This window comes from Methylobacterium soli (genome assembly GCF_008806385.1).
GTDB lineage: Bacteria > Pseudomonadota > Alphaproteobacteria > Rhizobiales > Beijerinckiaceae > Methylobacterium > Methylobacterium soli.
Genome location: NZ_VZZK01000008.1, coordinates 188,622 through 206,953 on the forward strand (window position 1 = coordinate 188,622; position 18,332 = coordinate 206,953).

The following is an 18,332-nucleotide window of genomic DNA, read 5'->3' on the forward strand; positions in this document are numbered from 1 at the left end:
ATGATGTGGGTTCAGGCGCCCGGCGCGAGGCCGGTGAGCTTGAGAACGAAGGCGACGACGACGACCGAGATCAGCGAGAGCGGCAGGAAGACCTTCCAACCGAGGCGCATGAGCTGGTCGTAGCGGTAGCGCGGCACCATGGCCTTCACCATGGCGATCATGAAGAACAGGAAGCTCGCCTTCAGGGCGAACCAGATCACGCCCGGCACCCAGGTGAAGGGCGCGAACGGGATCGGCGAGAGCCAGCCGCCGAGGAACAGCACGGTGCCGAGGGCGCACATGGTCATGATGGCCACGTACTCGCCGAGCATGAAGAGCAGGTAGGGGGTCGAGGAATACTCGACCATGTAGCCGGCCACGAGCTCGGATTCGGCCTCCGGCAGGTCGAAGGGCGGGCGGTTCGTCTCGGCCAGCGCCGAGATGAAGAACACCACGAACATCGGGAACAGCCAGAACCAGTACCAGCCGAACAGCCCGAGGGCGGTGTCCTGCGCGAGCACGATGCGCGACAGGTTGAGCGAGCCGGCGCAGAGCAGGACGCAGATGATCACGAAGCCGAGCGAGACCTCGTAGGAGATCATCTGCGCGGCCGAGCGCAGGGCGCCCAGGAAGGCGTATTTCGAGTTCGAGGCCCAGCCGCCCATGATGACGCCGTAGACGCCGAGCGACGAGATCGCGAAGATGTAGGTGATGCCGACATTGATGTCGGCGATCGCCCAGCCCTCGGCCAGCGGGATCACCGCCCAGGACGCGAGCGCCAGCGTCGCGAAGACGAGGGGCGCCAGGAGGAAGATGCCCTTATTGGCGCCCGCCGGGATCACCGGCTCCTTCAGGACGAACTTCAACAGGTCGGCGAAGGATTGCAGCAGGCCCCAGGGCCCGACCACGTTGGGGCCGCGCCGGAGCTGCACCGCCGCCCAGATCTTGCGGTCGGCCAGCAGCGCGTAGGCGATGAAGACGAGCAGCAAGGCCAGGAGCACGAAGCTCTTCAGGGCGATCAGCAGGACGGTGCCGAGCACTTCGAGGAAGGTCATCGGGGCCGTCCCTTATTCGGCGGCTTCGAGCGCGCGCCCGCGGGCGAGGCTCGAGCATTCGGCGAGCACCCGCGAGGCGCGGGCGATCGGGTTGGTGAGGTAGAAATCGAGGATCGGCGAGCGGAAGGGCTCGCGCGCCGGGCTGCCGCCGAGGGCCGCGAGGGCATCCAAGGCCGCGACCGCGTCCGAGGGCGCCACGGCGTCGACGGCCGCGAAATGCGGGTGGTCGGCGTAGAGGGCGCGGCGCAGCGCCGTGAGCGAATCGTAGGGCAGGCGCCGGCCGACCACCTCCGAGAGGGCGCGGATGATCGCCCAATCCTCGCGGGCATCGCCCGGCGGGAAGGACGAGCGGTTGGCGATCTGGACCCGGCCCTCGAGATTCACGTAGGTGGCGTTCTTCTCAGGGTAGGCGGCGCCCGGCAGGATCACGTCGGCGCGGGCGGCGCCGCGGTCGCCATGGGTGCCCTGGTAGACCACGAAGGCACCCGGCGCGATCTCGACCTCGTCGGCGCCGAGATTGAACACCACGTCGAGGGCGCCGGCCGCGATCATGCCGGCGACGTCGAGGCCCCCCTCCCCCGGCACGAAGCCGAGATCGAGGGCGCCGACGCGGGCGGCGGCGGTGTGCAGCACGCCGAAGCCGTTCCATTCCGGCGTCACCGCGCCGATAGCCTTGGCGAGGGCGGCGGCGGCGGCCAGGATCGCGGCGCCGTCGGGCCGCGCCAGCGCCCCCATCCCGACGATGACGAGCGGCCGCTGCGCCGCCTTCAGGATTTCGGCGAAGCTGTGGTTTCCGGCCGCGAGGTCGGCCAGGGTGTCCGGGCCGGCGCCGAGCTGGACATGGGGGTAGGTCAGATCCACCGGCTCGCCGATCAGCCCGACCGGCAGCGGCCCCATGCGCCAGCGCTTGCGGATCCGCACGTTGAGGAGCGAGGCTTCGAGGCGCGGATTCGCGCCCACCAGCAGGATCGCGTCCGCCTCCTCGATGCCCGGGATCGTCGGGCCGAAGGTGTAGGCGGCCCGTCCCCAGGCCGGATCGAGGGCCTCGCCCGCCTGGCGGCCATCGAGGTTCCGGACGCCGAGCGCCGTCATCAGGCCCTTGAGCGCGTAGGTTTCCTCGACGCCCGCGAGGTCGCCCACGAGGGCGCCGACCCGCTTCGGATCGGCCCCGGCGAGCTTCGCCTTGATCGCCCCGAAGGCCTCGCCCCAGGTCGCGGGGCGCAGGCGCCCGTTCTCGCGCAGGAACGGCCGGTCGAGGCGCTGCAGCCGCAGGCCGTCGACGGCGTGGCGGGTCTTGTCGGAGATCCACTCCTCGTTGATGGCCTCGTTGACGCGGGGCTCGATCTGCATGACCTCGCGGCCGCGGGAATCGACCCGGATGGCGCACCCGACCGCGTCCATCACGTCGACCGACTCGGTCTTGGTCAGCTCCCAGGGGCGGACGTTGTAGCTCTGCGGCTTGTGCACGAGGGCGCCGACGGGGCAGAGGTCGGCGACGTTGCCCTGCAGCTCCGAGCCCATCGCCTGTTCGAGGTAGCTCGTGATCTCCATGTCCTCGCCGCGCCCGATGGCGCCGAGATCCGGCACGCCCGCGACCTCGGCGAGGAAGCGCACGCAGCGGGTGCAGTGGATGCAGCGGTTCATGGCGGTCCGCACCAGCGGGCCGATATACTTCTCCTCGACCGCGCGCTTGTTCTCGCCGTAGCGGGTCGAGTCGACGCCGTAGGCCATGGCCTGGTCCTGCAGGTCGCAATGGCCGCCCTGGTCGCAGATCGGGCAATCGAGCGGGTGGTTGATGAGGAGGAACTCCATCACCCCCTCGCGAGCCTTCTTGGTGGTCCCCGAGCGCGTCAGCACCTCCGGCGGCTCGCCGTTGGGGCCGGGCCGGCAATCCTTGACCGCGTAGGCGCAGGAGGCCACGGGCTTGGGCGCGCCCTTCAGCTCGACGAGGCACATCCGGCAATTGCCCGCGATGGACAGGCGCTCGTGGAAGCAGAAGCGCGGGATCTCAGCGCCCGCGGCCTCGCAGGCCTGGAGCAGGGTGTACTCGGCCGGGACATCGACCTCGGTGCCGTCGACGACGATCTTGGTCATACGTGGTTCTCGGTCTCGAACTTCGGTGCGGTCGCGGAGCCGGTCACTCCGCGGCCATCGGCACAGGATCGCTGTGCGGGTTGGCGCTGTAGCGGTCGATGCGCTTCTCGATCTCGGGGCGGAAATGCCGGATCAGGCCCTGGATCGGCCAGGCGGCGGCGTCGCCGAGCGCGCAGATGGTGTGGCCCTCGATCTGCTTCGTGACGTCGAGGAGCATGTCGATCTCGCGGCGCTGGGCGCGGCCTTCGGCCATGCGCAGCATCACCCGCCACATCCAGCCGGTGCCCTCGCGGCAGGGCGTGCACTGGCCGCAGCTCTCGTGCTTGTAGAAATAGGCGATGCGGGCGATGGCCGAGACGATATCGGTCGACCGGTCGAGGACGATCACGGCCGCGGTGCCGAGGCCCGAGCCGAGATTGCGCAGGGTGTCGAAATCCATCTTGGCGTCGATGATCTGCTCGGCCGGCACCAGCGGCACCGAGGAGCCGCCGGGAATCGAGCAGAGCAGGTTGTCCCAGCCGCCGCGCATGCCGCCGCAATGCTTGTCGATCAGCTCCCGGAAGGTGATGCCGAGTTCTTCCTCGACATTGCCGGGCTTGTTGACGTGGCCCGAGACGCAGAACAGCTTGGTGCCGGTGTTGTTCTTGCCGCCGAGCCCCGCGAACCACGCGCCGCCCCGGCGCAGGATGGTGCCCGCCACCGCGATCGACTCGACGTTGTTGACGGTGGTGGGGCAGCCATAGAGGCCCATATTGGCCGGGAACGGGGGCTTCAGGCGCGGCATGCCCTTCTTGCCCTCGAGGCTTTCGAGCAGCGCCGTCTCCTCGCCGCAGATATAGGCGCCCGCGCCGTGGTGGACGTAGATGTCGAAGGGGTAGCCGTGGACGTTGTCCTGGCCGACGAGCTTCGCCTCGTAGGCCTCGTCGACGGCGCGCTGCAGCGCGTGCTTCTCGGCGACGTACTCACCCCGGATATAGATGTAGCAGGCATGCGCGTTCATCGCGAACGAGGCCAGCATGCAGCCCTCGATCAGGAGATGCGGATCGTGCCGCATGATCTCCCGGTCCTTGCAGGTGCCCGGCTCCGACTCGTCGGCATTGACCACGAGGTAATGCGGGCGCCCATCCGACTTCTTGGGCATGAAGGACCATTTCAGGCCCGTGGGGAAGCCGGCGCCGCCGCGCCCGCGCAGGCCCGACGCCTTCATCTCCTCGATGATCCAGTCGCGGCCCATCTCGAGGAGGAACTTGGTCCCGTCCCAGGCGCCGCGCTTCTTGGCGGCCTCGAGCCCCGGCGAGTGCAGCCCGTAGAGGTTGGTGAAGATACGATCCTGATCGGCGAGCATGTCAGGTCCTCACTGCGCTGAACGGCCGGGCGCGCCGGCCCCGCCCAGGGCCTTGGCCTGCCCCACCCAATCTTCCCGGTCGATGCGACCCGGGAATGCCAGGTAGGTACCGACCCACGCCACCTCGGCGCGGGTCCAGGCAGCGATCTGGTCGAAATGATAGGTGCCGAGGTCGTGCAGGCGGCGCTCGTTGCCGGGACCGATGCCCTTGATGCGCGTCAGCGCGTCGGGCGCGCCGGCCCGAGCGGCCGCGAGGGCGGCGGGCCGGGTGCCCACCGCGTCGGCGCGCTGCTCGGGGCTCGCATCCTTGGGCAGGCTCGCGAGCTTCTCCTCGATCCGGCTCTCCTCGGCTTCGGCCGCGACCTCGGCCTCGCTCGCGCCGGAGGCGGCGGGCTGGGGCGGGGTCTCGTCGCGCCGGAGCGCCGATTGGGCGCCGGCCTCGGCCGAGGCGGCCTCGCCGGCCGCGACCGTCTGGGCCGGCGTCGCGGCCGGGCGGGTCTCGCCATGCGCGGCGGTGGATTGGGTGCGATCCGCGGCATCGGCGCGATCTTCCGCCTTCACGGGCGCCTGGCCCTCGGCGGCGCGCTGCGCGGGCGCGTCGGTTGCGGGGCTCTCGACGGCGCGGCCGGCCTCCGGGCGGGCGGGCTTCGGATCCACGGCGGCGCGCTGCTCGCTCGAGGCGGCCTCATCCCGGCCCGCGCCGTCGGCTTCCGCATCCGTCTGCTCGAAGCGCTTGCGCCAAGCGCCGACGCGCGAGCCGTCGAACAACGTCGCGTCCTGCAGCGTGTGGACGGCATCCTGCGGCTCCGAGGAGGTGCGCCCCACCTGCGAGCCGGTCTTCACCGGCCGGCCGGCCGCGAGATCGTCCATCAGCTTGCCGAGGGATTCGGGCGTCAGGTCCTCATAGTAATCCTGGTTGATCTGGGCCATCGGGGCGTTGCAGCAGGCGCCGAGGCACTCGACTTCGAGCCAGGAGAAGTTGCCGTCCGGGCTGACATGGCCGGGGGGGCCGAGCCGCGCCTGCAGCATGTCCTTGAGCTCGCGCGCACCGCAGGAATCGCACGGCACCGTGCCGCAGAGCTGGATCCAGAACCGGCCGACCGGCTCGAGCGCGAACATCGTGTAGAAGGTCGCGACCTCGAGCACGCGGATATGCGGCATGCCGAGCTCGTCGGCGACGGCCTCGATGGCCTGCTGGGGCAGCCAGCCGCCATTCTGCTCCTGCGCCTTCCACAGGAGCGGGATCACGGCCGAGGCCTGGCGCCCCTCCGGGTACTTGGCGATCTGCCCCTTGGCCCACTCGGCGTTCTCGGGCGAGAACGCGAAGCTGTCCGGCTGCTCGGCTGCGGGGGCTAATCTGCGGTTGGCCATCAGTCGAAACCCTCAGCGGTCCACTTCGCCGAACACGATGTCGAGCGTGCCGAGCACGCAGGACACGTCGGCCAGCATGTGACCGCGGCACATCCAATCCATCGCCTGAAGATGCGCGAAGCCCGGCGCGCGGATCTTGCAGCGATACGGCTTGTTGGTCCCGTCCGAGACGAGATAGACGCCGAACTCGCCCTTGGGCGCCTCGACGGCGGCGTAGACCTCGCCGGCCGGCACGTGGAAGCCCTCGGTATAGAGCTTGAAGTGGTGGATGAGCGCCTCCATCGAGCGCTTCATCTCGCGGCGGGCCGGCGGCGCGACCTTGCCGTCGAGGGTCGCGATCGGGCCCTGGCCCGCAGGCTCGCGGAGCTTGGCGATGCACTGCTTCATGATGCGCACGCTCTCGCGCATCTCCTCCATGCGGATCACCTGGCGATCATAGGTGTCGCCGTTGCGCCCCACGGGTATGTCGAATTCCATCTCGTCGTAGCACTCGTAGGGCTGCGACTTGCGCAGGTCCCACGGGATGCCCGAGCCGCGCACCATCACGCCCGAGAAGCCCCAGGCCATGGCCTCGTCCACCGTGACGATGCCGATATCGACGTTGCGCTGCTTGAAGATGCGGTTGGCCATGACGAGGTCGTCGAGGTCGTCCACCACCTGCGGGAAGCTCTCGCAGAAGGCCTCGATGTCGTCGATCAGCGCCGGCGGCAGGTCCTGGTGGACGCCGCCCGGCCGGAAGTAATTGGCGTGAAGCCGGGCGCCGCTCGCGCGCTCGTAGAAGATCATCAGCTTCTCGCGCTCCTCGAAGCCCCACAGGGGCGGCGTCAGCGCGCCGACATCCATCGCCTGCGTGGTGACGTTGAGGAGGTGCGAGAGGATGCGGCCGATCTCGCAGAACAGGGTGCGGATGAGCTGCGCGCGCCGCGGCACGGCAAGCCCCAGGAGCTTCTCGATGCCCAGGCAGAAGGCGTGCTCCTGGTTCATCGGCGAGACGTAGTCGAGCCGGTCGAAATAGGGCGTCGCCTGCAGGTAGGTCTTGTACTCGATCAGCTTCTCGGTGCCCCGGTGCAGGAGCCCGATATGCGGGTCGACGCGCTCGACGATCTCGCCGTCGAGTTCCAGCACGAGGCGCAGCACGCCGTGCGCCGCCGGGTGCTGGGGCCCGAAATTGATCGCGAAGTTGCGGATGTTGTGCTCGGCCATGGGGAGCCTTCCGCCTCATACCGTCTTCTTCTCGTCGCCGGGGAGCACGTAGTCGGTGCCCTCCCACGGCGACAGGAAGTCGAAGTTCCGGAATTCCTGGGTGAGTTTGACGGGCTCGTAGACCACCCGCGCCTCGTCCTGGTCGTAGCGGACCTCGACGAAGCCGGTGAGCGGGAAGTCCTTGCGCAAGGGGTGCCCCTCGAACCCGTAATCGGTGAGGAGGCGGCGCAGGTCGGGATGCCCCGAGAACAGGATGCCGTAGAGATCGTAGGTCTCGCGCTCGTACCAGTTGGCGGCGGGGAAGACCTCGATGATCGAAGGCACCGGCGTCGTCTCGTCGGTGCGCACCTTCACCCGGATGCGGCTGTTATGGCGCAGCGAGAGCAGGTGGTAGACCACATCGAAGCGCTGCGCGCGCGCCGGGTAATCGGCGCCGCAGATATCGATGAAGCACCGGAAGGCGCAGGCCGGGTCGTCGCGCAGAAACGTCATCGCGTAGACGATGTCCGAGCCCTGCACGACGAGGGTCAGCTCGCCGAACGCGATGCCGCGCTCGACGATCGCCGGGCCGAGCGCGCCGGCGATCTGGTCGCCGAGCGCCTGGAGCGCCGCCTCGCCCGAGGCCGGCTGCGTGTGCGCCAGGATCGTGATGCCGTTGCTCATCGGACCCCTCAGCGCTCGATGGTGCCGGTGCGGCGGATCTTCTTCTGCAGCAGCAACACGCCGTAGAGCAGCGCCTCCGCGGTCGGGGGGCAGCCCGGGACGTAGATGTCCACCGGGACGACCCGGTCGCAGCCGCGCACCACCGAGTAGGAGTAGTGGTAATAGCCGCCGCCATTGGCGCAGGAGCCCATCGAGATGACGTAGCGCGGCTCCGGCATCTGGTCGTAGACCTTGCGGAGCGCCGGGGCCATCTTGTTGGTCAGGGTTCCGGCCACGATCATCACGTCGGACTGGCGCGGGGAGCCGCGGGGCGCGAAGCCGAAGCGCTCGCAATCGTAGCGCGGCATCGACATCTGCATCATCTCGACGGCGCAGCAGGCGAGCCCGAACGTCATCCACATCAGCGAGCCGGTCCGGGCCCAGTTGATGAGGTCGTCCGTCGAGGTCACCAGGAAGCCGCGATCGGCCAGCTCGCTGTTGATCGACAGGAAGGTCGGGTCGTTCTCCCCGATCGGGCGGCCCGTCGCGGGATCGATGATCCCCTTCGGCTGCGGAGCGATCGTGGGAGCGCGGGAGAGATCGCGGGAAAGATCGGTGGTGAGGGCCATGAATGCCTCAGGTCAACTCGGATGCGTGTCGGCGGCGGTGTCGGCCTAGTCCCATTCGAGGGCGCCCTTGCGCCACTCGTAGACGAAGCCGACGGTCAGGACGCCGAGGAAGACCATCATCGACCAGAAACCGTACCAACCGAGTTCCCCGAAGGTAATCGCCCAGGGAAACAGGAAGGCCACTTCGAGATCGAAGATGATGAACAGGATGGCCACGAGATAGAAGCGCACGTCGAACTTCATGCGCGCGTCGTCGAAAGCGTTGAAGCCGCACTCGTAGGCCGAGAGCTTCTCGGGATCGGGGCTGTTGTAGGCCACCAGGAATGGCGCCACCAGGAGCGCCACGGCGATGAACAGCGACACCCCGATAAAGACGATGAGAGGCAGATAATCCGCCAGCAGGCCGGTCATAGCGACACCTCTCGCGTTCGAGTGAGACCGCGGCGCCCTCCTCGACTCGGGCGGCATGTGGAATTGCTCCAATGCCAGAGTGCGCACGGCGCGAGGCTTAGACGAGCGGTTCGGGTGAAACAAGAGCGTTGCGCGTCGCACAATCCGCCCCCCGTGAGAGAGATGGGCCCGTGTCAGGCGCACAAACAGCACGGCAGATCCGCGCAGGACGTCCCGCCGCAGGGGATTATTCTGCGAAAACGGCGCCTTCCGGATTATGGCGAAGGTTGCTTGACAGCCCCGGACCACCCCCCTAAACCCCGGCCCGTCGCCGCCCGAGGCGGCACGCCACGCGGGCGTAGCTCAGTTGGTTAGAGTGCCGGCCTGTCACGCCGGAGGTCGCGGGTTCGAGTCCCGTCGCCCGCGCCACGTCGACCCGTTTTCCCCGATTGGCACACGACCTCAGACCCCGGTTTCAGCGGGTGCGCGAACGCTCGTGCTCGCGCGTCGGGAAGTCTCGGCGGGGGGTCGCCCGTTCCTGCCATCGCGGCGCGCGCGCACGATCGTCGCGGGGCGCGCGCACGACAGTCCCGCTCGCCGGACCCGAACGGCCAGAGGCCGTCCGGGCGATGACGGGCGTCAGTGGCCGCCGCCGAGATAGGCCGCGCGCACGGCCGGGTCGTTGCGGAGCTGCGCCGCCGGCCCCTGGAAGCGGATGCGGCCGTTCTCCATCACGTAGGCATGGTCCGCCACGCCGAGGGCCGCCATGGCGAATTGCTCGACGAGGAGCATGGTGACCTGCTCGTCCTTCAGCTGGCGGATGATGCGGAAGACCTCCTCCACGAGCTTCGGGGCGAGCCCCATCGAGGGCTCGTCGAGGAGCAGGATCTCGGGGCGCAGCATCAGGGCGCGGCCCATGGCGAGCATCTGCTGCTCGCCCCCCGACAGGGTGCCGGCGAGCTGGGCCCGCCGCTCCTTCAGCCGCGGGAACAGCTCGAAGGCGCGGTCGCGGTCGGCCGCGACGTCGCCCTTCGGGCGCGATCCGGTCAGGCGCGGGAAGGCCCCGAGGGTGAGGTTGTCCTCGACGCTGAGCGTCGCGAAGACGCGGCGTCCCTCGGGCGAATGTGCGAGGCCGGAGCGCGCGACGTCGTGGCTGTCGAGGCCGCCGACCTCGCGGCCGTTCAGCCGGATCGAGCCGGCCCGCGGGCGGATCATGCCGGAGAGCGCCCGCATCGTCGTGGTCTTGCCCGCCCCGTTCGAACCGATCAGCGTGACGACCTGGCCCTTCCGGACCTCGAAGGAGAGGCCGTGCAGGACCTCGATCTGCCCGTAGCCGGCCGAGAGGTTCGAGACCTCAAGCATGAGCGGGCTCCTCATCCGCAACCGGGCTGCCGAGATAGGCCTCGATCACCTTCGGGTCCTCCTGGATCTCGCGGGCGCCGCCCTCCGCGATCTTGTGGCCGAAATCGAGGACGCTGACGCGGTCGCACAGGCCCATGACGACGTCCATGTGATGCTCGATCAGGATCACGGTGATGCCCGCATCCCGGATCTTGCGGATGATCGCCGTGAGGTCGGCGATGTCGGGGGCGGTCAGGCCGGCCGCCGGCTCGTCGAGGAGCAGCAGCACCGGATCGAGGGCGAGCGCGCGGCCGATCTCGAGGAGGCGCTGCTTGCCGTAGGGGAGATTGCGGGCCTCCACCTGGGCGAGTCCGCCGAGCCCCACGAATTCGAGGATCGCCATGGCGCGGACCCGCGCCTCCCGCTCCTCGCGCCGCCGGCGCGGCGTGCTGAGGATCGCGTCCACGATGGTGCCCCGGAAGGCGTGGTGCAGGCCGACCAGCACGTTCTCGAGCGCCGTCATCTCCCGGAACAGCTGGACGTTCTGGAAGGTGCGGGCGACGCCCGCCAGGGCGATCTCGGAAGGTGTGCGGCCGTCGAGGCGCTGCGAGCCCGCGGCGGTCGCCAGGGCCACGGAGCCGCCGGTCGGCTTGTAGATGCCGGTGAGCACGTTCATCATCGTGCTCTTGCCCGAGCCGTTCGGGCCGATGAGCCCGTGGATCGTGCCGGGCCGTACCGCGAGATCGACGCCGGCCAGCGCCTTGAGGCCGCCGAACTGCATCAGCGCGGCATCGACCTTGAGCAGCGGATCGGCCCCCGCGCCGCCGCGCTGGGCGATCAGGGCCGCGCCCTCCGCCGTCAGGATGCGCCCCTCCGCCGTGTGGGCGGGGCGCAGGGCCGGGATCTTCTCGCGCAGGAACCCGACGATGCCGTCCGGCAGGTAATAGACCACGAACAGGATCATCAGGCCGAACACGGTCAGGCGGAAATCCGTCACCGATTGCAGGGCGAGCGTGGCGGGGAAGAACAGCAGGCAGAGCACGACGGGCACGAGGATCGCGTAGCGGTTCTCCTGCCGGCGCAGGAATGCGAGGCCGCCGACCACGAGGGCCGCGAGGGCGATCACGCCCGCCATGATGCGCACGAGCTCGATGTCGGCTAGGATGTTGGGCATCATCACGATGATGGCCGAGCCGATCAGCGGGCCGGCCCGCGACTTGCGGCCCCCCATGGTCACGGCGAGCAGGAACAGCACCGTCAGCTCGAAGCCGTAGGAGTTCGGGGCGACGTAGCGCTCCGACCAGGCGAACAGCGCGCCGGCGAGGCCCGCGAGCGCCGCCGAGATCACGAAGGCATAGACCTTGTAGCGGTAGACGCTGACGCCCATGCAGTCGCAGGCGATGGGCGAGTCGCGCAGGGCCTCGAAGGCGCGCCCGAAGGGCGAGCGCACCACCCGGTTCACCACCACGATCGTCAGCAGCAGCGCGGCGCAGACGAGATAGTAGAATTCGAGCTTGCGCCCGGCCGCGCCCCAGGGTGCCTGCATCCCGAGGAGCGAGAAATCGATGACGCGGGCCGGCGGCAGGGTGATGCCGAGCGGCCCGTTGGTGAGCGGCGTCAGCTCGTTGATGAAGATCTGCACGATGGTGCCGAAGGCCAGCGTCACCATGGCGAGATAGGGCCCGGTGACCCGGAGCGCCGGCACGGCGAGCAGGAGGCCGAAGGCCGAGGTGACGCCGATGCCGGCGATGAGCCCCCACCAGAGCCCGAGCTTGAAGTGCAGGAACAGCACCGCCGCCGAGTAGGCGCCGACGCCGAACAGGCCCGCATGGCCGAGGCTGACCTGGCCGGTATAGCCGACCACGATGTCGAGCCCGAGGATCAGGATCGCGTAGATGGCGATCACCACCATCAGGTGGATGTAGTAGGAGCTCGTCACCACGTGCGGGAAGGCGGCGAGGAACGCCACCAGCAGGACGGCGCCGAGGAGGCCGGCATGCCGGCCGAGGCTCGGGCCGGCCGCGGGCGCCGAGGCGGGGGCGAGGGTGGACTGCGCCATGGCGTCAAGCTCTCGTCGGGCGAACCGGCATCGCGCGGCCGGGGTGATGGGGAACCGGGATCGTCACGCTCAGACCTTCTTGATCACGGCTTTGCCGAACAGCCCCACCGGGCGGATCGAGAGCACGACGAGGAGCAGGATCAGGCCCGGCACGTCCTTGTAGCCAGTCGAGATGTAGAAGCCCGTCAGGGTCTCGGCGATGCCGAGGATCAGGCCGCCCACGATTACCCCGAGGCCGGATTCGAGGCCGCCGATGATCGCCACCGCGAAGGCCTTCAGCGCCAGGACCGCCCCCATCGTGGCGCCGGTCAGCGTCACGGGGGCGACCAGCACGCCCGCGAAGGCCGCCGTCATGGCGCTGATCGAGTAGGACAGGGTGATCACCCGCTGGGTGTTGATGCCCATCAGGCCGGCGGCGTCGATGTCGTTCGAGGTCGCCACGACCGCCTTCCCCCAGATCGACTTGCGGTTGAAAATCTCCACCGCGAGCATCATCAGGAGGGCGCCGCCGACGATCAGCAGCTCCATCGGCAGGACCCGGATGTCGCCGAGCTGGATCGCGCTCTCGGGGAGCGGCGAGGGAAATTTGAGATCGTCGCGGCCCCAGATGTTCTCGGCGACGTTGCGGAAGATGATGCCCAGCGCGATGGTGGCCATGATCCACCCGTACTCGGACTTGATCTTGACGGCCGGCCGCACCCCGAGGCGCTCGACCACGGCGCCGAGCGCGAAGCCGAAGACCAGCACCAGCGGGATCATCAGCCAGTAGCCGGTGAAGGGCGCAAGGGTCAGCCCAAACAGCGCGCCGAGCGCCAGCGCCTCGCCCTGGCCGAAATTCAGCGTCTTCGAGGTCGCGAAGGTCAGCTGGTACCCGAAGGCGATCGCGGCGTAGATCATGCCGACCGCGACGCCGGACGCGATGAGCTGCAGGAAGATGGCCATGGGGCGCCGTCACGGTGGGAGCGGGATGTCGGGCGAATTCCTCCGGGCGTCTCGGCCGGAGGATGCGGGACCGCGTGGTCCAGTCGGGCGTTCAGCCCGGGCGCTTGCCGCGCCTTCGGGCCTTGCCGGGCCCGCATCTGCGCGAGGGCGGCTTTACGCTGACGCGTGCGCGGGCGGCGCTCCGCGGACACAGCCACGGAGCGCCGCCCGCCCGGACACTCAGTTCGAGGACTTTTCCTTGAGGCGGACGACGCCCGCGTTCTTGGCGTCCTCGGGCTTGGCGTAGACGATCTTGCCGTCCTGGACCTTCCCGAACACCACCATGTTGCGCGAGATCGCGTTGTGGTCCTTGGCCGAGAACGGCTTCTCGTAGGTCGTGATCACGCCCTCGACGCGCTCGTTCAGGTTCTCCAGCGCGGCGCGGATCTTCGCCCCGTCGGTGGAGCCCGCCTGCTTGATCGCGGCGGCCAGGATGAAGACCGAGTCGTAGCCCTGCGCGCCCGCCACCGGGGTCGGGATCTTGGTCACGCCGTAGCTCTTGTAATAGCTCTCGAGGAAGCTCTTGCGCCGGGGCAGCGTCTGATCCTCGATGAAGGTCTGGGGCATGATCACCCCGTTCCCGTTCGGGCCGGCGATGTCGATGAAGCTCTGCATCGAGGAGGGCCACGACGTGATCATCGGGACCTTCCAGCCGAGCTTCGCCATGCCGTTGGAGACCTGTGCGAGCTCGGGGCCGATGCCGTAGGCCAGGATGACGTCCGCCCCGGCCTGCTGCGCCTTCAGCAGCTGGGCCGTCATGTCGACGTCCTTGATGTTGAACTTCTCCACCGCGACGGGCTTCACGCCCTTGGTGGCGAGGTATTTCTCGATATCCTCGCGGCCGAGCTGGCCGTAATTCGTCGAGTCGGCCAGGACCGCGATCTTCTTGTGGCCCTGGGCCAGGGCCTCGTCGACCATCATGCCGGCCTGCAGCACGTCGTAGGCCGAATTCCGGAAGACGTAGTTCGCGTCGTAATCCGGCTCCTTGAACTGGTTCGTGATGATCGTGCCGGTGGCGACGTTGTTGAAGACCGGGATCTCGGCCTCCTGGTAGAAGCGCTGCGCGGCGAGCGCCACGCCGGTATTGATGAAGCCCAGCGTCGCGACGACCTTCTCCTTGTTGATGAGCTCCTGCGCCACCTGGGCGCCGACCTCGTTCTTGGCCTCGTCGTCGCGCTCGACCAGGAGCAGGGGCCGCCCGAGGACGCCGCCCGCCTTGTTGATCTCCGCGGCCGCGAGCCGGGCGCCGTCGCGCATCGACACGCCCATCGAGGAGGACCCGCCCGTATAGGGGCCGGTGACGCCGATCTTGATGGGGTCGGCGGCCTGTGCCGGCATCAACCCGAGCGCCGTCGCGCAGACGAGCGCGCCCATGAGCGCGCGTCTCCTGGTCGTCATCGTTTCCTCTCCATGATGCCGCAGGCATGCCCTTCGGAGTGGCACTTCTATCGCGGCGCGGCATAGTCTTGCTCGAAGTTGTTTGCCGCCGTCAAGATCTGAACATGAGCTGCGGCCAGCGTCGATTACACGCTGTGGATGATCGCGACCCGGCATTGATGACAAAACGAGCAATAGCTCTCGAATCCGGGCGAAACTGCGGGATTAACCGCCCGATCGACACGGCGCGCGGCGGCGCGGGGGATGCGAGATCTCGCGGGTCCTGCCCGATGCCTGACATCGCCAGGGTCGCGGGCGGGCCCCGCTTGGTCGGGGCCGGCGCGCGGCGCGTGCCCGCGCGGCCACAGGCCGGCGCCGGCGCGGCGCGGAGGCCGGCCCCGCCCCGCTTTCGCCGCATCGGCCCGGGATGGGGCCCGTCCCTGTCCTGAGAGATGCCCGCGCGCCGATGGCCCCCCCTTCTCCTCGCTCCGCCCTCCGCGCCGCCGCCGCGGCCCTCGTCCTCGCCTTGGCCGGCTGCGGCTCTCCGGGGCTGCTGCCCGATGCGGGAGTCCCTACCCTCGACGTCATCCTCGACGAGACGGCGGCGGCCGTGGCGATCTCGGCCTATCGGGTCCAGCACGGGCTCTCGCCGGTCGTGGTCGATCGCGGCCTCGTCAAGGCCGCGGCCTATCAGGCCGGGACGAATGCGCGGGCGGGGCGCCTCTCGCACGAGATCGGCGGCAGCTTCACGTCGCGCATGGCGCAGGTCGGCCTCGGCCGGGCCTACGCGGCGGAGAACCTGAGCGCGGGCTCGGAGACCTTCGACCAGGTGCTCGCCCGCTGGAAGGCCTCGCCGGAGCACAATCGCAACATGCTGATCCCGCAGATCCGCCGCATCGGCATCGCCCGCGTCGATGCGCCGGGCACGCGCTACAAGCGCTACTGGGCGCTGGTGCTGGGGGGCTGAGGGCGCGGCCCGCCGGATGCGGGCTCCGTTCCGTTGACGCCCGCCGGGCAGGCGTGCCGATGCCTCCCGGCCGCAACCGGGCTCCCGCGCGGCACCCCGCACGCCCCTTCGCTCGCATGCCCGTGCGTCGGAGGCACACCGGGCGGAATTCGGCTGCCCGGCGACGCGTCGCGAAGTCAGGACTTGACCGCGCCGCGTTCCACGCCAGAGTGCGGGCGGATGTTGGGTGCGTGATTAAGAGATCGGTGATGAACCCCCGGCACTGTGCCGAGGCGAATGCGCGTCGACCCCGCGGTGCAGCCAGCACCGCCCGGCGCGGGCGCAGCCTCGGATCGGCGCCGAAAGCCAGGGCATGCGAATGCCATGATTTCGGGTGATGACTCGCCGCAGGACGGTTCGACCATGCGCAGACAGGTAGGAAACGGATCTTGAGCGCGAGGGTTCTCTCTTTCTTTCGGCCCGCTCCCGCGACGTCGGGCGACTGGTCGCAGCAGGAACTCGCAGAATTCTACCGGGTCGAGGCGGCCTCGCTTCAAGCCGGCCTGCGGCTCTCCCTGGAACGCGGCCTGAGCGACGAGGGTGACCCCTGGCTGGTGTTCTGCCGCGAGGACGGAGAGGTCTTCCTCCACTTCGCGCGGGTCGACGGCTCCTACGTCATCGTCAGCGACATGGTCGGCGAGCCCCTGATCGGGCCGGATTTCCGGGCCCTCCTGGCCGAGCTCGTCGCGCGCAATCCGAGCGTGCTGCCGATCCATCGTGACGCGCCCGGCGGCACGGGCGCGCGCAGCGGGGCCCAGGTCCTGATGCACCCCGCGGCCCTCCTGGCGGCGATCGTGGCGACGACCTGCCTGTTCTCGACCATGAACGAGGCGGTCGCGAGCGAGCTCGACAGCGGTCCGTTGCCAGGGGCGCGGCCGACGGCTGACATGGAATCCCATCTCGGCTTCGCCTCGGTGCCACTTCATCACGACCATGACGTCGCTGAAGCGGACAGCGCCCGTGCGCGCGCCGGCGAGCAGCGCGAGCTCGCGGTCTCGACCTCCGTGGTCATGGCCTGCATCGCGTCCTTCCTCGACCAGAGTTCGCCCCGCACCGATCTGACCGTGCAGAACAAGCTGGCAAGCACCGAGGCGCTGAGCCAGCGCGCTCAGGCATCCACCGAGACGGTTCGCTCGCCTGCGACCGAATCGAAGAGAGGCGATCAGGGCAACGACTCGGGGCAATGGCTGGAGCATCAGGAGGCTCGCGATACGATTCCGACCCATGCGACGACGTCCGTATGGCCGCAGCTCACACCGCGTGAAGCGGGAGCAATCCTGCTCTCCACACCGGGTGCCAGCGTGGTCACGCTCGGCTCCGATGGGTCGCAGTTGCTCGCTAGAGGCGGAGTCTTCGATGGCGCGGCGTCTTTACAGTTCGTGCTGCTGCCCTCCGCCGGCACCGCGCGCCTCGTGATTCAGCATGCTGCGGACGGACCGAGTGTGCCATCAAAAAGCGGGAGCGCCTCCTCCGCCTCGACCGGCGCCGGCTCGGATTCGAGTGCAGGCCTGGACAGCAGCGCACCCGCTACAGCGGCGAACGAGACCGGGCACCAGATCGAGCCGAGCCGGGTGACGAGCCCGGCCGACAAGGCCCTCGTGTCGTCGAGCCTGGCCGCATCGAGCAACGCTCTCGGTGGAAGCGGCAATTCCGGTGCGACCTCCGCGACAGCGAGCGGCGCGGAAGCTTCCAAGAAGCTTATTTTGGCTGGATCAAGCGATGGCGGATCCTCGGCCAACGTAGCCCAGGTTAAATCGAGTTCAACAGTGGTCAGCAACGACAGTCCGGCGACCACCGGGACGCTGCTGTCAAGCGACACCACCGGCAGCAAGAGCGTCCTCAGTCCGCTCCAAGACCTGACCAGCCTCACGGCGAAAACGGTCTCTCTCTTCCTGCACACTCTGATCGGTGACACGACCAAGGTGGGGGCACTGGATGGTAGCGACGGCCCCTTAGGCTCTCAGGACATCATCCTCGTCACCGGTGCGGCGACCAGCACGGTGCAGAGCACCTCGGCGTCAAACAAGGTCAGCTCGGGTCAGTCGACGAGCGGAGGAGCATCCATCTTCAAGATTGACCCTGGATCGTCGCACGCCTTGGTTATCAGCGCCTCGAACGATCACAGCACATTGGACCCGGCCCCGTCCCCGAGCAGCATCCCGGTTGGATCGACGGCGCACGCCAGTCAGGCCGACAGCGCCCATACGGCGTCCGCGTCGGACGCGAGCACGCTGATCACGAAGGCTTCCGCGATCGTCAGCCAGGCAGTGAATGCGAGTTCCGGACAAGCGACGCAGATCGGCGGCGTCGACGCAGCCCATGTCACCTCGTCCTCGTCAACGGACACTGCCTTAGTCGCAACGCAGGGCTCGGCTATCACGGCCCAGGGAATGATTGCAGCAGCAAGCGGACCAACGGCAGCGGGAACTTCGACGAACGCCGCAGCCGCCGGCGGCACAGATCCCGCCAGCTCGACGATCACGACGGAAGCTGAGCATACAGCTGCTCTGCACACCGTGACGGCCCTGGTGAGTTCGACGAATACGATCACGAAAGCTGTCTCGATCAGTCTCGCGACGGGCTCCATTCCCCTCGATGCGGCGCAGTTGCGGATCATCGACACGTTCATCGCATCGACACCGAACGTGAAGATCGTGGCGACCGGCGCTACCCTGGAAATCTACGATCCTTCGGCGCTTGATGATCCGAGCATTCACGCCATGAGTTGGGATCTCGGTGGGGGATCTAGTGTCAAAGTCATCGGTATCAGCGATGCGCATCTTCTTGGCTAAGTGCTTCGCGACGAGAGGGCAGTCAGAGCACCGTACCGATCGTGACCGCGTGCTTTTGCAGGTTACCT

Annotated in this window: 14 protein-coding genes and 1 tRNA gene; 3 read left to right on the forward strand and 12 right to left on the reverse strand. The window is 68.7% G+C overall.

Annotation, left to right across the window (positions count from 1 at the left end):
* Positions 1-11: 11 nt before the first annotated feature.
* From nuoH to F6X53_RS10290, 8 genes are read right to left on the reverse strand one after another with little or no spacing between them, the layout of a single operon-like run.
* On the reverse strand, positions 12-1,034 hold the full coding sequence (gene nuoH / locus F6X53_RS10255) for an NADH-quinone oxidoreductase subunit NuoH (protein ID WP_150999914.1): 1,023 nt from the start codon (positions 1,032-1,034) through the stop codon (positions 12-14).
* Between the two features lie 12 nt (positions 1,035-1,046).
* Positions 1,047-3,128, reverse strand: coding sequence for an NADH-quinone oxidoreductase subunit NuoG (gene nuoG, locus F6X53_RS10260; RefSeq protein WP_150999915.1), 2,082 nt, complete (start codon positions 3,126-3,128; stop codon positions 1,047-1,049).
* A 43-nt stretch (positions 3,129-3,171) separates the two neighbouring features.
* A complete protein-coding gene (gene nuoF, locus F6X53_RS10265) occupies positions 3,172-4,473 on the reverse strand; it encodes an NADH-quinone oxidoreductase subunit NuoF (protein WP_150999916.1) in 1,302 nt (433 codons plus the stop codon).
* Positions 4,474-4,482: 9 nt separating this feature from the next.
* Entirely contained in the window at positions 4,483-5,844 is a 1,362-nt protein-coding gene (nuoE, locus tag F6X53_RS10270; RefSeq protein WP_150999917.1) for an NADH-quinone oxidoreductase subunit NuoE, read from the reverse strand.
* A gap of 12 nt (positions 5,845-5,856) precedes the next feature.
* Entirely contained in the window at positions 5,857-7,047 is a 1,191-nt protein-coding gene (locus F6X53_RS10275) for an NADH-quinone oxidoreductase subunit D (RefSeq protein WP_150999918.1), read from the reverse strand.
* A 15-nt stretch (positions 7,048-7,062) separates the two neighbouring features.
* Positions 7,063-7,710, reverse strand: a complete 648-nt coding sequence (locus F6X53_RS10280) for an NADH-quinone oxidoreductase subunit C (RefSeq protein ID WP_150999919.1) — start codon at positions 7,708-7,710, stop codon at positions 7,063-7,065.
* Positions 7,711-7,718: 8 nt separating this feature from the next.
* A complete protein-coding gene (locus F6X53_RS10285; protein WP_150999920.1) occupies positions 7,719-8,318 on the reverse strand; it encodes a NuoB/complex I 20 kDa subunit family protein in 600 nt (199 codons plus the stop codon).
* 45 nt (positions 8,319-8,363) lie between these two features.
* A complete protein-coding gene (locus tag F6X53_RS10290) occupies positions 8,364-8,729 on the reverse strand; it encodes an NADH-quinone oxidoreductase subunit A (RefSeq protein WP_109890497.1) in 366 nt (121 codons plus the stop codon).
* A gap of 331 nt (positions 8,730-9,060) precedes the next feature.
* Here F6X53_RS10290 and F6X53_RS10295 point away from each other — a divergent pair.
* Positions 9,061-9,137 (forward strand) — tRNA-Asp (locus tag F6X53_RS10295).
* Positions 9,138-9,347: 210 nt separating this feature from the next.
* Here F6X53_RS10295 and F6X53_RS10300 read toward each other — a convergent pair.
* From F6X53_RS10300 to F6X53_RS10315, 4 genes are all read right to left on the reverse strand, one after another.
* Positions 9,348-10,070: an ABC transporter ATP-binding protein gene (locus F6X53_RS10300; protein WP_150999921.1), complete on the reverse strand. Its 723-nt coding sequence runs from the start codon at positions 10,068-10,070 to the stop codon at positions 9,348-9,350.
* Complete coding sequence (locus tag F6X53_RS10305) at positions 10,063-12,108, reverse strand: branched-chain amino acid ABC transporter ATP-binding protein/permease (RefSeq protein ID WP_150999922.1); 2,046 nt, start codon at positions 12,106-12,108, stop codon at positions 10,063-10,065. Before F6X53_RS10305 ends, F6X53_RS10300 begins: the two co-directional genes overlap by 8 nt.
* Positions 12,109-12,177: 69 nt before the next feature.
* Positions 12,178-13,050 carry a branched-chain amino acid ABC transporter permease gene (locus tag F6X53_RS10310; protein WP_150999923.1) on the reverse strand — a complete coding sequence of 291 codons (873 nt, stop codon included), beginning with the start codon at positions 13,048-13,050 and terminating at the stop codon, positions 12,178-12,180.
* A gap of 219 nt (positions 13,051-13,269) precedes the next feature.
* Entirely contained in the window at positions 13,270-14,463 is a 1,194-nt protein-coding gene (locus F6X53_RS10315) for an ABC transporter substrate-binding protein (protein WP_150999963.1), read from the reverse strand.
* Between the two features lie 469 nt (positions 14,464-14,932).
* Here F6X53_RS10315 and F6X53_RS10320 point away from each other — a divergent pair, with 469 nt between their 5' ends.
* Both F6X53_RS10320 and F6X53_RS10325 read left to right on the forward strand, forming a co-directional pair.
* The gene (locus F6X53_RS10320) at positions 14,933-15,433 is read left to right on the forward strand and encodes a CAP domain-containing protein (RefSeq protein WP_150999924.1); all 501 of its coding nucleotides are present in this window, start codon (positions 14,933-14,935) and stop codon (positions 15,431-15,433) included.
* 428 nt (positions 15,434-15,861) lie between these two features.
* Entirely contained in the window at positions 15,862-18,264 is a 2,403-nt protein-coding gene (locus tag F6X53_RS10325) for a hypothetical protein (RefSeq protein WP_150999925.1), read from the forward strand.
* The last annotated feature ends 68 nt before the right edge of the window (positions 18,265-18,332 follow it).

Bases quoted from the DNA above. Each gene is read 5' to 3' on its own strand.
- nuoH (WP_150999914.1), bottom strand. From the start codon at position 1,034: ATGACCTTCCTCGAAGTGCTCGGCACCGTCCTGCTGATCGCCCTGAAG.
- nuoG (WP_150999915.1), bottom strand. From the start codon at position 3,128: ATGACCAAGATCGTCGTCGACGGCACCGAGGTCGATGTCCCGGCCGAG.
- nuoF (WP_150999916.1), bottom strand. From the start codon at position 4,473: ATGCTCGCCGATCAGGATCGTATCTTCACCAACCTCTACGGGCTGCAC.
- nuoE (WP_150999917.1), bottom strand. From the start codon at position 5,844: ATGGCCAACCGCAGATTAGCCCCCGCAGCCGAGCAGCCGGACAGCTTC.
- F6X53_RS10275 (WP_150999918.1), bottom strand. From the start codon at position 7,047: ATGGCCGAGCACAACATCCGCAACTTCGCGATCAATTTCGGGCCCCAG.
- F6X53_RS10280 (WP_150999919.1), bottom strand. From the start codon at position 7,710: ATGAGCAACGGCATCACGATCCTGGCGCACACGCAGCCGGCCTCGGGC.
- F6X53_RS10285 (WP_150999920.1), bottom strand. From the start codon at position 8,318: ATGGCCCTCACCACCGATCTTTCCCGCGATCTCTCCCGCGCTCCCACG.
- F6X53_RS10290 (WP_109890497.1), bottom strand. From the start codon at position 8,729: ATGACCGGCCTGCTGGCGGATTATCTGCCTCTCATCGTCTTTATCGGG.
- F6X53_RS10300 (WP_150999921.1), bottom strand. From the start codon at position 10,070: ATGCTTGAGGTCTCGAACCTCTCGGCCGGCTACGGGCAGATCGAGGTC.
- F6X53_RS10305 (WP_150999922.1), bottom strand. From the start codon at position 12,108: ATGGCGCAGTCCACCCTCGCCCCCGCCTCGGCGCCCGCGGCCGGCCCG.
- F6X53_RS10310 (WP_150999923.1), bottom strand. From the start codon at position 13,050: ATGGCCATCTTCCTGCAGCTCATCGCGTCCGGCGTCGCGGTCGGCATG.
- F6X53_RS10315 (WP_150999963.1), bottom strand. From the start codon at position 14,463: ATGGGCGCGCTCGTCTGCGCGACGGCGCTCGGGTTGATGCCGGCACAG.
- F6X53_RS10320 (WP_150999924.1), top strand. From the start codon at position 14,933: ATGGCCCCCCCTTCTCCTCGCTCCGCCCTCCGCGCCGCCGCCGCGGCC.